This window comes from Pseudomonas putida (assembly GCF_050989985.1).
Classification (GTDB): domain Bacteria; phylum Pseudomonadota; class Gammaproteobacteria; order Pseudomonadales; family Pseudomonadaceae; genus Aquipseudomonas; species Aquipseudomonas putida_AI.
This window is the reverse complement of sequence record NZ_CP158815.1, coordinates 792,758-806,544: the sequence shown is the minus strand read 5'-3', so window position 1 is coordinate 806,544 and position 13,787 is coordinate 792,758. Positions and strand designations below refer to the sequence as shown.

The 13,787-nt window shown below is 59.4% G+C and carries 9 protein-coding genes; 4 read left to right on the top strand and 5 right to left on the bottom strand.

The features are described from left to right. Nucleotides 1–125: 125 nt before the first annotated feature. Nucleotides 126–1,790, bottom strand: a complete 1,665-nt coding sequence (gene ettA / locus ABTV29_RS03830) for an energy-dependent translational throttle protein EttA (protein ID WP_433768907.1) — start codon at nt 1,788–1,790, stop codon at nt 126–128. 287 nt (nt 1,791–2,077) lie between these two features. Here ettA and ABTV29_RS03825 point away from each other — a divergent pair, with 287 nt between their 5' ends. From ABTV29_RS03825 to ABTV29_RS03815, 3 genes are all read left to right on the top strand, one after another. Beyond that, nucleotides 2,078–5,926: a sensor domain-containing protein gene (locus ABTV29_RS03825; protein WP_433768906.1), complete on the top strand. Its 3,849-nt coding sequence runs from the start codon at nt 2,078–2,080 to the stop codon at nt 5,924–5,926. A gap of 221 nt (nt 5,927–6,147) precedes the next feature. Next, nucleotides 6,148–7,401: a serine hydroxymethyltransferase gene (gene glyA / locus ABTV29_RS03820; RefSeq protein WP_095942056.1), complete on the top strand. Its 1,254-nt coding sequence runs from the start codon at nt 6,148–6,150 to the stop codon at nt 7,399–7,401. 208 nt (nt 7,402–7,609) lie between these two features. Then, a complete protein-coding gene (locus ABTV29_RS03815; protein WP_433768905.1) occupies nt 7,610–8,161 on the top strand; it encodes a hypothetical protein in 552 nt (183 codons plus the stop codon). Nucleotides 8,162–8,334: 173 nt separating this feature from the next. On the opposite strand, the gene yjiA is transcribed toward ABTV29_RS03815, so the two are convergent. The 3 genes from yjiA to ABTV29_RS03800 all read right to left on the bottom strand — a co-directional run bounded on the left by yjiA (nt 8,335) and on the right by ABTV29_RS03800 (nt 11,758). Next, nucleotides 8,335–9,306, bottom strand: a complete 972-nt coding sequence (yjiA, locus tag ABTV29_RS03810; RefSeq protein WP_433768904.1) for a GTPase — start codon at nt 9,304–9,306, stop codon at nt 8,335–8,337. A gap of 173 nt (nt 9,307–9,479) precedes the next feature. Continuing rightward, nucleotides 9,480–9,677, bottom strand: a complete 198-nt coding sequence (locus ABTV29_RS03805; protein ID WP_077046022.1) for a YbdD/YjiX family protein — start codon at nt 9,675–9,677, stop codon at nt 9,480–9,482. A 14-nt stretch (nt 9,678–9,691) separates the two neighbouring features. Further along, the gene (locus ABTV29_RS03800; protein ID WP_433768903.1) at nt 9,692–11,758 is read right to left on the bottom strand and encodes a carbon starvation CstA family protein; all 2,067 of its coding nucleotides are present in this window, start codon (nt 11,756–11,758) and stop codon (nt 9,692–9,694) included. 158 nt (nt 11,759–11,916) lie between these two features. Between ABTV29_RS03800 and ABTV29_RS03795 the strand changes: the two genes are divergently transcribed. Beyond that, nucleotides 11,917–12,285, top strand: a complete 369-nt coding sequence (locus ABTV29_RS03795; RefSeq protein ID WP_433768902.1) for a PilZ domain-containing protein — start codon at nt 11,917–11,919, stop codon at nt 12,283–12,285. A 98-nt stretch (nt 12,286–12,383) separates the two neighbouring features. Here the strand turns inward: ABTV29_RS03795 and radA are convergent, their stop codons facing one another. Beyond that, entirely contained in the window at nt 12,384–13,751 is a 1,368-nt protein-coding gene (radA, locus tag ABTV29_RS03790; protein WP_433768901.1) for a DNA repair protein RadA, read from the bottom strand. Nucleotides 13,752–13,787 lie beyond the last annotated feature (36 nt).

The following is a 13,787-nucleotide window of genomic DNA, read 5'->3' as shown; positions in this document are numbered from 1 at the left end:
AGGGGTACGCGTTCAACCTGTGGGAGCAAAGCTTGCTCGCGATCGATTCACCGCGGTATCCCTGAAAAAAACGCAAAAAAAAACGGAGCCCGAAGGCTCCGCTTTTTCATGCAACCAACCTGAAATCAGGCCAGTTTCTTGTGCCGTACACGGTGCGGCTGGGCAGCCGCTTCGCCGAGGCGCTTTTTGCGATCGGCTTCGTATTCGGTGTAGTTGCCTTCGAAGAACACCGCTTGCGAGTCGTCTTCGTACGCCAGGATGTGAGTTGCCACGCGGTCAAGGAACCACCGATCGTGAGAGATCACAATGGCAGCGCCCGGGAAGTCCAGCAAGGCTTCTTCCAGGGAACGCAGGGTTTCAACGTCGAGGTCGTTGGACGGTTCGTCGAGCAGCAGGACGTTGCCGCCCTCTTTCAGCGTCAGCGCCAGGTGCAGGCGACCACGCTCACCACCGGACAGGTCCTTGACGAACTTCTGCTGGTCGCCGCCCTTGAAGTTGAAGCGACCGACGTAGGTACGCGAAGGGATCTCGTAGCTGCCGATGCGGATCTGGTCGGAACCGTCGGAGATTTGCTGGAATACCGTCTTGCTGCCGTCCAGGTCTTCGCGGCTCTGGTCCACACAGGCCAGTTGCACGGTTTCGCCGATTTCGATGGAGCCCGAATCCGGGGTTTCCTTGCCCATCAGCATGCGGAACAGGGTCGACTTACCGGCACCGTTACCACCGATAACGCCGACGATGGCGCCTTTTGGCATGGAGAACGACAGGTTGTCGATCAACACTCGATCGCCGTAGCCCTTGGTGACGTTCTTGAATTCGATGACCTTGTCGCCCAGGCGCGGACCGGCCGGGATGTAGATCTCGTTGGTTTCGCTGCGCTTCTGGAATTCCTGCGATTGCATTTCTTCAAAGCGTTGCAGACGAGCCTTGGATTTGGACTGGCGGGCCTTGGCGCCTTTGCGCACCCACTCCAGTTCTTCCTTCATGGCTTTTTCATGAGCCGACTGCTGCTTGGATTCCTGGGCCAGACGATCGGACTTGGCTTCCAGCCAGCCCGAATAGTTGCCCTCGTAAGGAATGCCCGCGCCGCGGTCGAGTTCCAGAATCCAGCCAGCGACGTTGTCCAGGAAGTAACGGTCGTGCGTAATCGCGACCACAGTGCCCGGGAAGTCGTGCAGGAAGTGCTCCAGCCAGGCGACGGAATCGGCGTCCAGGTGGTTAGTCGGTTCGTCGAGCAGCAGCATGTCAGGGGCCGACAGCAGCAGGCGGCACAGGGCCACACGACGCTTTTCACCACCGGACAGATGCTCAACTTTGGCTTCCCAGGCTGGCAGGCGCAGCGCATCGGCGGCCACTTCCAGCTGGCGCTCCAGGTTGTGACCATCGCTGGCCTGCAGGATCGCTTCCAGCTTGGCCTGTTCGGCAGCCAGCTTGTCGAAGTCGGCATCCGGATCGGCGTAGGCCGCGTAGACCTCGTCCAGGCGCGCCTGGGCGTCCTTGATCACGCTGACCGCTTCCTCGACCACTTCACGCACGGTCTTGGCAGGATCAAGTTGTGGCTCTTGCGGCAGATAACCGATGTTCAGCTCCGGCATCGGACGCGCTTCGCCTTCAAACTCGGTGTCGACACCCGCCATGATCTTCAACAGGGTGGACTTGCCCGAACCGTTGAGGCCGAGCACGCCGATCTTGGCGCCGGGGAAGAACGACAGGGAGATGTTTTTCAGGATTTCCCGCTTCGGCGGCACAACTTTGCCCAGCCGATGCATGGTGAATACGTATTGAGCCATGGAGAACCTAGGGTCAGTGACTGATGAATGATTGGAGCGCAGGCGATGCCCGGGCCAGACCGTGCGCGTAGACCGCTCGATGGAGACCGAAGCGTGCACGCTGAAAAAAGTCTGATTCTAGGAGCTGGAACGCTCCCGCGTAACCGGCAAAGCTACCTGAATGACGAGAGGCCGTCCAGCCGAGCGGGGCTGGCACTTTGCCACAACTCAAGGCATGCTAGCCGCCCTTCGGGCGTCCGGCTTATAGTGCACGTCGCGCCAGTCCAGCCAAACCGCAGGATTACAGTTTGTCCATTGCCCCTCCGCCCCTGACCACTCGTGCGCCGGCATCCGCGAACGGTTCGCCCCTGCGCGGAACCCTGAAAAGCGCCCTGGCGACCCTGGTGCTGCTACTGCTCGCGCTGATGTTCTGGCAGCTGCTGGACCAGCTGCGCGAAACCCAGAAAAGCCAGCGCCAGTACACCATCGACTACACCGCCGACCTTGCCACGCAAGTCAGCCTGAACATGGCGCTCAACGCACGAATCGCCCTTAACCTACTGCCGATCGTCGAACAACCGCAAGGCATCGAAGAACAGCAGGAGTTGCTGCTCAAGCTGCAAAAATCGCTGCCCGACCTGATCAGCCTCGCCTTGCTCAGCCCATCGGGCATCATCCTCGCTGACAGCGCGAGCAACAGCGAAGACGCCGACTACTTGAGCGAACTGGTCCGGCGCAGTCATGCCCAGCCTCATTACTTCAGTAATGCCATCGATGGCTCGGTCGTGCATCTGTTGCTGCATCAAGCCAGCGGCAGCACCCGTGGCTACTGGGCCTTGCGCTTCAAGCCGACGTTTTTTTCGTCCCTGACCCAGCTCGGCGACGCCGATAACCGCCCGCAGTGGCTGGTGGAAAACCGCTACAACCACCAGATCATCAGTCGCGATGAAGCGCTGCCCCTGGTCAACCCGGGCACGCTGACCCAGGACGATCTGAGCAACAGCGTGCTGACCGTTCCCCTGAGCAGCAGCGACTGGCAACTGCGCGGGCTGTTCGATCGCCAGCAGGTGCTTGAAGATCTGCTGCCGGCCTTCATCGGTAAATGCCTGCTGGGCCTGGCCTTTTCCATGCTGCCTTTTATCGTCCTGCTGAACATGCGTCGGCGCCAGCGCCAACTGCATGAAGGTCGCCGGCGTTATCAGGAGATTTTCGAAGGCACGGGCGTCGCCTTGTGCGTACTCGACATGTCTGGCCTCAAGACCGCCCTGGACAAGGCCCGACTGCAAAACAACGAGCAACTGCGCGAATGGCTCCAGGAACCGGAACAACGCCGGCAGTTGCTGCAAGCGCTGCGCGTTACCGAAGTCAACCAAGTGGCGTTGCAACTGCTCAACGTCAATAGCTGCGAACAGGCCTGGGACCTGCTGATCGAAGGCAGCCCGCTGGATGGCAGCGCCATCGGCAATCAGGTGCTCGAAGCGACACTCAACCAGCAGAAGCAACTGGAGCTGGAGATCAAGCTCCAGGACGCCAATGGCCGCGACCAGCACCTGTGGCTGGTGCTACGCCTGCCGCAGAGCCCTGAGGAAAACAAAGCGGTGATCCTCAGCATCACCGACATCACCAGCCGCAAGCTCACGGAGCTGTCGCTGCAGGAACGGGAAGGCTTCTGGTCCGATGTGGTGCGTACCGTGCCCGATCACCTGTACGTGCAGGATGTGATCAGCCAGCGAATGATTTTCAGCAACCACCATCTGGGCCAGACCCTGGGGTACAACCGCACCGAACTGCAGCAGATGGGTGAGTATTTCTGGGAAATCCTGCTGCACCCCGACGACGCCGACTTCTATCACCGCTCGCGCCATCACCAGCGCCAGGGTGGCTACAGCCAACTGATGCAGTGCCAGCTGCGCTTCCGTCACCGCAACGGCGAATGGCGGCGTTTCGACATTCGCGAACAGGCCCTGGCCCGCGACAAGCACAACCAGGTCACCCGCATCATCGGCGTGGCCAAGGACGTGACCGAGCAGATCGAAGCCAGTGAATCGCTGCGTGACAGCGAGCAGCGCTACCGGATGCTCGCCGAAAGCATCAGCGACGTGATCATCTCGACCGACAACCGCCTGAGCCTCAACTACGTCAGCCCCTCGGTGCAAGCCGTGTTGGGTTATGACGCCGAATGGATTTTCCAGAACGGCTGGAATTCGACCATCGCCAACCCGCAGCAACTGACCGGCATTTACAGCCTGATGGAGCGGGTCAGCAAGGCGCTGGATCAACCCGAGCAACTGGCGCTGTTGCGCAGCCAGGTACAAACGCAATTGTTCCTGTTCGACTGCCTGCGGGCCGACGGACGCAAGATCCCCATCGAGCTGCGGCTGGTACTGGTCTGGGACGAGCATGGCGCATTCGAAGGCGTGCTCGGTGTCGGCCGCGATGTCAGCCAGCAACGTCGTGCCGAAAAAGACCTGCGCATGGCCGCCACGGTATTCGAACACTCGACCTCGGCGATCCTGATCACCGACCCGGCCGGCTACATCGTCCAGGCCAACGAAGCCTTCAGCCGCGTCAGCGGTTATGCGGTCGAACAGGTGCTCGACCAGTTGCCAAACATGCTGACGGTCGACGAACAGCAGGAAGCCCATCTGCGTTATGTGCTCAAGCAACTGAACCAGAACAGCACCTGGGAAGGCGAAGTCTGGCTCAAGCGGCGCAACGGCGAGCATTACCCGGCCTGGGTCGGCATCACAGCGGTGCTGGACGACGAGGGTGACCTGGCCAGCTACGTGTGCTTCTTCAGTGACATCAGCGAGCGCAAGGCCAGTGAACAACGGATTCACCGCCTGGCCTATTACGACGCCCTGACACACCTGCCGAACCGCTCGCTGTTCCAGGATCGCCTGCACACCGCCCTGCAAGCGGCCGAGCGGCAGAAGTCCTGGGTGGTGCTGATGTTCCTCGACCTCGACCGCTTCAAGCCGATCAACGACTCCCTGGGCCATGCCGCCGGCGATCGCATGCTCAAGGAAATGGCCACTCGCCTGCTCGAGTGCGTCGACGATGACGACACCGTGGCGCGCATGGGCGGCGACGAGTTCACCCTGCTCCTGCAACCGCGGGCAAACCGGGAAATCGCCTTGAACCGGGCGATTCACGTGGCGGAACAGATTCTCGCCGGCCTGGTGAAGCCGTTCGTGCTCGAAGGCCGCGAGTTCTTCGTCACGGCCAGTATCGGCATTGCCCTGAGCCCGCAGGACGGCAACGAACTCAGCCAGTTGATGAAGAACGCCGATACCGCGATGTACCACGCCAAGGAGCGCGGCAAAAACAACTTCCAGTTCTATCAGACGGACATGAATGCCAGTGCTCTGGAGCGCCTGGAACTGGAAAGCGACCTGCGCCATGCCCTGGAACAGAACGAGTTCACGCTGTTCTACCAGCCGCAATTCAGCGGCGATGGCAAACGTTTGACCGGTGCCGAAGCCCTGTTGCGCTGGTGCCATCCGCGCCGCGGCATGGTGCCACCGGGGGATTTCATTCCGGTGCTAGAGGAACTGGGCCTGGTGGTGGATGTGGGCGACTGGGTCATCAGCGAGGCTTGCCGCCAGCTCAAGACCTGGCATCAGGCCAAGGTGCGGGTGCCGAAAATCTCGGTAAACATCTCGGCCCGGCAGTTCTCCGATGGCCAGCTCGGCACGCGGATCGCCACCATCCTCAAGGACACCGGCCTGCCGCCGGCCTGCCTGGAGCTGGAGCTGACCGAAAGTATCCTGATGCGCGAAGTCAGCGAGGCGATGCAGATTCTCGATGGCCTGAAAAACCTCGGCCTGAGCATTGCGGTCGATGACTTCGGCACCGGTTACTCATCGCTCAACTACCTCAAGCAGTTCCCGATCGATGTACTGAAAATCGACCGCACCTTCGTCGACGGCCTGCCGTCGGGTGAACAGGATGCGCAGATCGCCCGGGCGATCATCGCCATGGCCCACAGCCTCAACCTGGCGGTAATCGCCGAGGGTGTGGAAACCCAGGAGCAGCTGGATTTCCTGAGGGAACACGGCTGTGATGAGGTTCAGGGCTACCTGTTCGGCCGCCCGATGCCGGCCGACAGGTTCGAAGTGCAGTTCAGTAATGATGCGTTGTTCGTGTTCGACTGAATTTTGCGGCGATCCTCATACCCCAATCGCGAGCAAGCTCGCTCCCACAAGGACGTCGCAGTCCCTGTGGGCGCGGGCCTGCCCGCGATGAGGACGGCACGATCACCGCTAATCCCCGCATGAACACCACTTGTCTGCGACATGATGCCGTTTCATATGCCATCTAAAACCCGTTGGGTTAGAATGCCCCCCTTTTCCGCCCCCGATCCTTGAGGACCGCCATGTTCAGCCGTGATTTGACTATTGCCAAGTACGACGCCGATCTCTTTGCCGCCATGGAGCAAGAAGCTCAGCGCCAGGAAGAGCACATTGAGCTGATCGCTTCGGAAAACTACACCAGCCCTGCGGTGATGGAAGCTCAAGGCTCGGTACTGACCAACAAGTACGCCGAAGGCTACCCGGGCAAGCGCTACTACGGTGGTTGCGAGTACGTCGACGTTGTTGAGCAACTGGCCATCGACCGTGCAAAAGAGCTGTTCGGCGCCGATTACGCCAACGTTCAGCCACACGCCGGCTCCCAAGCCAACAGCGCCGTCTACCTGGCCCTGCTGTCGGCTGGCGACACCATCCTGGGCATGAGCCTGGCCCACGGCGGTCACCTGACCCACGGTGCCAGCGTTTCGTCTTCGGGCAAGCTGTACAACGCCATCCAGTACGGCATCGACGCCAACGGCCTGATCGACTACGACGAAGTCGAGCGCCTGGCGGTCGAGCACAAGCCGAAAATGATCGTGGCCGGTTTCTCTGCGTACTCGCAGATCCTGGACTTCCCACGCTTCCGCGCTATCGCTGACAAGGTCGGTGCCTACCTGTTCGTCGACATGGCCCACGTGGCCGGTCTGGTTGCCGCTGGTGTCTACCCGAACCCGGTTCCATTCGCCGACGTCGTGACCACCACCACTCACAAGACCCTGCGCGGTCCACGTGGCGGCCTGATCCTGGCTCGCGCCAACGCCGACATCGAGAAGAAGCTGAACTCCGCGGTATTCCCAGGCGCCCAGGGTGGCCCGCTGGAGCACGTGATCGCTGCCAAGGCGATCTGCTTCAAGGAAGCGCTGCAGCCTGAGTTCAAGGCCTACCAGCAACAAGTGGTGAAAAACGCCCAGGCCATGGCCAGCGTGTTCATCGAGCGCGGTTTCGACGTGGTTTCCGGTGGTACTCAGAACCACCTGTTCCTGCTGTCGCTGATCAAGCAGGAAATCTCCGGTAAAGACGCTGACGCCGCTCTGGGCAAGGCTTTCATCACCGTGAACAAGAACTCCGTGCCAAACGACCCACGCTCCCCGTTCGTCACTTCCGGCCTGCGCTTCGGTACTCCGGCCGTGACCACTCGTGGTTTCAAGGAAGCCGAGTGCAAGGAACTGGCTGGCTGGATCTGCGACATCCTGGCTGACCTGAACAACGAAGCAGTCATCGACGCCGTTCGTGAGAAAGTCAAAGCCATCTGCAAGAAGCTGCCGGTATACGGCGCCTGATTGTAAGTTGTCAGATTGAAAAACCCGGCCTCGGCCGGGTTTTTTATGCTCATTATTTTAAAACCTCATGACATTTAAAACCCACCAAAAACTTGCAGCCCCTGAACCAACTTAAAGCCAACCTGCAGAAATAGGCTGCCACACTAAATACACCACCCAATCACCAACCCAATATAAGTTCCCTGAACTCAATCATCAGGAACTTCCCATGAGCATTGATCAACGACGATCCTTTACAGCCACACTGACAATCCCGAACTACCAACTTAACTTTTTGAAAATACTCCACGGCGATCCCGTCATTGTTCTCGAAACAATGTTCGGTGGCGGACACTTCATCGGTGCCCCACAGCGTCGAGACCACACAAACTTTTTAAGCTTTCGCAAAGATGATCAAAAAGAAAAAATCGCCCCCCTGGAACTCTATTTCAGGTGCGCCGAAGATTATTACGTGATGTATGTTCGGTCTCCGAAAACCTACAACTGGAACTGCATCAGCATGGGCCCCTCGAAGCTGCTCGGTGCGTACCCGGCCGCAGGGAGCAAGACAACCTCTTACAACATACTCGACCCCAAGGGCCGAATTATCACACTGGATGATTTACCCGGTCCTGAGCACACCGTCTGGCTCAGGATACGAAACGCGGGAAGACTCGGCGACAGAACATTCCGAGGATCACCTCATCTCTATCTGGGCGATGCAGGTGAAGACGGCATTTGTTTCAACTTGAATATTCTTGAACGAAACGTGCCTTATTGAAGCTCAGGCAACCCCATCAATAACAATATTAAATAAACGAAGATTTAAATTACCGTCAGGAGCGAGCAATCAAGTTTCCGGAAAGTCATTGTTACGGACAAACCGGAACATCACCCGCCCGCTCCTGCGGCATTGTTAGCTTGATGATATCGATTCGATAAATTTATCTACCCTTACTCCGCCGCCACCCGTGCAAACCCCTCTCGAATTTTCTCCTCTGGTAAATCGTCGGCAATGAATACGATTACACTTTCACGCGTTTCATCTTCCGCCCACTCCGTATCCCAATCGAATCCATACAACTTCAGCACCCCCTGAAACACCATGCGTCGCGGCTCGCCCAGAATGTTCAACACACCTTTGTAGCGCAGCAACTGCTTGCCATGGTCCTCCAGCAGTTCGTTCATGAACTCGCTGAGCTTGTCGATATCCAGCGGCTTGTCGGTGCGCAGCACCAGGCTGGAAATGCGATCGATGGAAGGCGCCGCACTGACCGGACGCAAACTCACGCCGCCTCCCAGGTCGGCATTGAGATTGAAACCACGCACATCGAGCATTTCCGCCAGGTCGATCTTGCCGTGGTCAACCACGCGAATGGGTGCGCGGCGGTTGATGCGGGTCAGGCGTTCGCTCAGGGCATTGAAGGTCGACTCGTCCACCAGGTCGCGCTTGCTCACCAGTAAGCGGTCGGCAAAACCGATCTGTGCCTGGGCGATGGTTTGAGTCAGGTGCTGCTCGGCGTGCGCCGCATCCACCAGGGTGATGATGCCGTCGAGGATGTAACGCTCGCGCAGTTCTTCGTCGATGAAGAAGGTCTGCGCCACGGGTGCCGGATCAGCCAGCCCGGTGCATTCGATCACCAGGCGGTCGAAGGCGATTTCCCCACTGTCCAGACGTTCGAGCAGCAGGTACAGGGCCTTGGTCAAGTCGGTGTGAATGGTGCAGCAGACGCAGCCATTGGACAGCGTCATCACTTGTACCGGTTCTGCGCCCAACAGCTGGGTGTCGATACCGGCGTCGCTGAATTCATTTTCGATCACGGCGATTTTCAGGCCGTGCTCGGCTTTAAGCAGGTGGCGCAGCAGAGTGGTCTTGCCGGCGCCGAGGAAGCCGCTGAGGATCGTGACCGGGATGGGAGAGGACAAACTGGATCTCCTGATTCACATGGTTAAAGTTTCAACAAAAAACAAATGTGGGAGCGAGCCTGCTCGCGATGGACGTCAACGATAACGCGTACTTTCCGAATACACGCGTTGTCCTTGCGTTCATCGCGAGCAGGCTCGCTCCCACAGGTGTTGCTGTTAATTCGAGGGTCGAATCAACAGCACTTCGGCCCACCCTTGCCACCGTAGCGGGCTTCCTGGCGTTCGCGGAAGAACGCCTCGTAGCTCATCACCGGTTTGTCCGGGTGCTTGTTTTGCATGTGCTCGACGTAGTTGTCGTAGTCGGGCATGCCGACCATCAGGCGCGCGGCCTGACCGAGGTATTTTCCGAGGCGACTCAGGTCATTGAACATGCTGCAATCCTCGATCACGCATCCGGCAGCGCCTGGAAGGGCGATTCTTTATCCGTACGTTCTTTTTTACCCCAGGAGGCAATGCCGACCTTGAGTGCATAGAACAGGATGCTGAACACCACGAACAGGAACAGTGCGGTCAGCGTAGCGTTGGTGTAGGCGTTGAAGATCACGTGCTGCATCTGCGTGATGTCCTTGGCCGGAGCGAGGATCTGGCCGTTGGCCAGGGCATCGCTGTATTTTTTCGCCAGCGACAGGAAGCCGATCGCCGGGTTGGCGTCGAACAGCTTGATGAAGCCGGCGGTCGTGGTGCAGATCAGCAGCCACGTTGCTGGCAGCAAGGTCACCCAGATGTAGCGCTGGCGCTTCATTTTGATCAGCACTACGGTGCCAAGCATCAGCGCGATACCCGCCAGCATCTGGTTGGAGATACCGAAAAGCGGCCACAAGGTGTTGATGCCACCCAGCGGATCGATCACGCCTTGATACAGCAACCAGCCCCACATGGCCACGCAACCGGCAGTCGCGATCAGGTTGGCGGTCCAGGACTCGGTACGCTGCAGCGCTGGTACGAAAGAGCCCAAGAGATCCTGCAGCATGAAACGCCCGGCACGGGTACCGGCGTCCACCGCGGTCAGGATGAACAGCGCTTCGAACAGAATCGCGAAGTGGTACCAGAACGCCATGGTGTTTTCACCGGGCAGCACGCTGTGCAGGATCTGCGCGATACCTACCGCCAGAGTCGGCGCACCGCCGGCACGGGCCAGGATGGTGGTTTCGCCGATGTCGTGGGCTACCGCTTGCAGCGTGTCCGGGGTAATTGCGAAGCCCCAGTTGCTGACCGCGGTCGCCACCGCCACCACATCACCGCCGACCACCGCCGCCGGGCTGTTCATGGCGAAGTACACGCCAGGCTCGATCACCGAAGCGGCGACCATGGCCATGATCGCCACGAAGGATTCCATCAGCATGCCGCCGTAGCCGATATAACGGGCGTTGACCTCGTTATCGAGCAGTTTTGGCGTGGTGCCGGAAGAGATCAGTGCGTGGAAACCCGATACCGCGCCACAGGCAATGGTGATGAACAGGAACGGGAACAGACCGCCCTTCCATACGGGACCGGTGCCGTCGATGAACTGGGTCAGGGCCGGCATTTTCAGCTCGGGCATGGTCACCAGGATGCCAATGGCCAGGGCGACGATGGTGCCGATTTTCAGGAAGGTCGACAGGTAGTCACGGGGTGCCAGGATCAGCCACACCGGCAGTACCGCGGCGACGAAACCGTAGCCGATCAGCATCCAGGTGATCTGCACACCGGTGAAGGTGAAGGCCTTGGCCCAGACCGGGTCAGCGGCAATCTGCCCGCCCAGCCAGATCGAAGCCAGCAGCAATACGACGCCGATCACCGAGATCTCACCGATGCGGCCCGGGCGGATGTAGCGCATGTAGATGCCCATGAACATCGCGATCGGGATGGTCGCCATCACCGTGAAAATGCCCCAGGGGCTTTCGGCCAGGGCCTTGACCACGATCAGCGCCAGCACCGCGAGGATGATGATCATGATCAGGAAGCAGCCGAACAGCGCGATGGTGCCGGGGATGCGACCCATTTCTTCACGCACCATGTCGCCCAGGGAACGACCGTTGCGGCGGGTGGACATGAACAGGACCATGAAATCCTGCACCGCACCGGCCAATACCACGCCGGCAATCAGCCACAGCGTGCCGGGCAGGTAGCCCATCTGCGCCGCCAATACCGGGCCGACCAGAGGCCCCGCGCCGGCAATGGCCGCGAAGTGGTGACCGAAGAGGATGTGTTTGTTGGTAGGGACGTAGTCCAGACCGTCATTGTTGAGCACGGCGGGGGTGGCCCGTCGCGGGTCGAGCTGCATCACATTGTTAGCGATGAACAGACTGTAGTAGCGATACGCAACCAGATAGATGGCCACGGCAGCGACCACAATCCACAAGGCGTTGATCGCCTCACCTCGGCGCAGTGCCACTACACCAAGGGCGCACGCTCCAACGATTGCCAGCACCAGCCAGGGTAAGTGGCGTAGCGGGCTATTATTATTTTTCATTTTATTATTCCAGCCAGAGTGGACAGAAAGACAGCCACTCCGAGTTTAGCTCTCCTGACGGCAAAGGCCATACCCCAACGTTGGTCTAGAGCCCCGCACTGGCTGGCAGGTTCTAACAATGCGGGTCTATAGTCAGCGAACATCTAGAGGATTGCGCCATGAGCGAGCACCCTGCCGATCGCCGCCGCTTCAAACGTATTGCGTTCGATGCCAGAACGGAGCTGAGCCAGGGGGAATTCGTCTGGCCGGTCAAGCTGATCGATCTATCTCTCAAGGGTTTGCTGATCCAGCGACCTGAACCGTGGCTGGGCGACCCGCAGCAGGATTTTTTCGTCGACGTTCATCTGAGCGAAGACGTCGATATCGAAATGGAAGTGCAATTGACCCACGAAGACCAGGGTCAGTTGGGATTTGTCTGCCACCACATCAGCCTGGAATCCATCGAGCGCTTGCGGCGATTGATTGAGCTCAATCTGGGAGACCAGCGGGAGCTTGAGCGGGAGTTGGGTGCTCTGATCGAAATTTGAGGCCCCTTTTGTAGGAGCTGCCGCAGGCTGCGATCTTTTGCTTTTTACATCAAAGTCAAAAGATCGCAGCCTTCGGCAGCTCCTACAGGGGACCGCGTTTATTCAAACAAGGCATCGAGGGCCTGTTCAAGGCGCGTGACCGCGATGATCTGCAGCCCCTGCGGCGCCTCTTTCGGTGCATTGCCCTTGGGTACGATGGCACGCTTGAAGCCGTGCTTGGCCGCTTCTTTCAAACGTTCCTGGCCACTGGGCACCGGGCGCACTTCGCCGGACAAACCAACCTCCCCGAACACCAGCAGGTCGTGAGGCAGAGGCCGATTGCGCAAACTCGACATCACCGCCGCCATCAATGCCAGGTCCGAAGCCGTTTCCAGTACCTTCACACCGCCGACCACGTTGAGAAATACGTCCTGGTCATGGGTCGGAATACCGCCGTGACGGTGCAGCACCGCCAGCAACATCGCCAGACGGTTCTGATCTAGACCCAGGGTCACCCGGCGCGGGTTGGCCAAATGGCTGTCATCGACCAGCGCCTGGACTTCCACCAGCATCGGCCGTGTGCCTTCCCACGTTGCCATCACCACACTGCCCGGTACTTCTTCCTGAGCACGTGTCAGAAAAATCGCCGAAGGATTGGAGACTTCCTTCAAGCCCTTGTCGGTCATGCCGAACACGCCCAGTTCGTTTACCGCACCGAAACGGTTTTTCACCGCCCGCAGCAAACGCAGGCGTCCATCCGACTCGCCTTCGAAGTACAGCACCGTATCGACCATATGCTCCAGCACACGCGGACCGGCCAGCGCGCCTTCCTTGGTCACGTGACCGACCAGGAAAATCGCCGTGCCGCTCTGCTTGGCATAGCGCACCAGCAATGCCGCGCTCTCACGCACCTGGGACACACCGCCCGGCGCCGATTGCAGTTGTTCGGTGAAAATCGTCTGGATCGAGTCGATCACCATGACCTTGGGCTTTTCCTGGCGGGCCGTGGCGATGATGGATTCGATACAGGTTTCGGTCATGACCCGCAATTGATCCTGCGGCAAGCCCAGGCGTCGTGCACGCATGGCCACTTGCTGCTGGGATTCTTCGCCAGTGACGTAAAGCGCAGGCATGCTCTTGGCCAGGTTGCATAAGGTCTGCAGCAGAATGGTCGATTTGCCGATACCCGGGTCACCGCCAATCAGCACGACCGAACCGTCGACCAGACCGCCTCCCAGTACCCGATCCAGCTCGCTGGAAGCAGTCGAGAACCGTGGGATTTCTTCGACGCTGACTTCGGCCAGGGTCTTGATCTGTGCCTGTTGGCCAGCCCAACCGGTACGCCCGGTGGGGGCCGCAGCCCCGCCACTTTCCACCATGGTTTCGGTCAGCGTGTTCCAGGCGCCGCATTCGCTGCACTGACCGGCCCACTTCGGGAAGGTTGAGCCGCACTCGGTGCAGCCGTACATACGCTTGGCCTTGGCCATCTGAACCCCCGGCAAAAACCGCGATGATAGCTCAGG

Coding starts and splice junctions, on each gene's coding strand:
- ABTV29_RS03805 (WP_077046022.1), bottom strand. CDS start 9,677: ATGTTCAATGACCTGAGTCGCCTCGGAAAATACCTCGGTCAGGCCGCG.
- ABTV29_RS03800 (WP_433768903.1), bottom strand. CDS start 11,758: ATGAAAAATAATAATAGCCCGCTACGCCACTTACCCTGGCTGGTGCTG.
- glyA (WP_095942056.1), top strand. CDS start 6,148: ATGTTCAGCCGTGATTTGACTATTGCCAAGTACGACGCCGATCTCTTT.
- ABTV29_RS03795 (WP_433768902.1), top strand. CDS start 11,917: ATGAGCGAGCACCCTGCCGATCGCCGCCGCTTCAAACGTATTGCGTTC.
- radA (WP_433768901.1), bottom strand. CDS start 13,751: ATGGCCAAGGCCAAGCGTATGTACGGCTGCACCGAGTGCGGCTCAACC.
- ettA (WP_433768907.1), bottom strand. CDS start 1,790: ATGGCTCAATACGTATTCACCATGCATCGGCTGGGCAAAGTTGTGCCG.
- ABTV29_RS03815 (WP_433768905.1), top strand. CDS start 7,610: ATGAGCATTGATCAACGACGATCCTTTACAGCCACACTGACAATCCCG.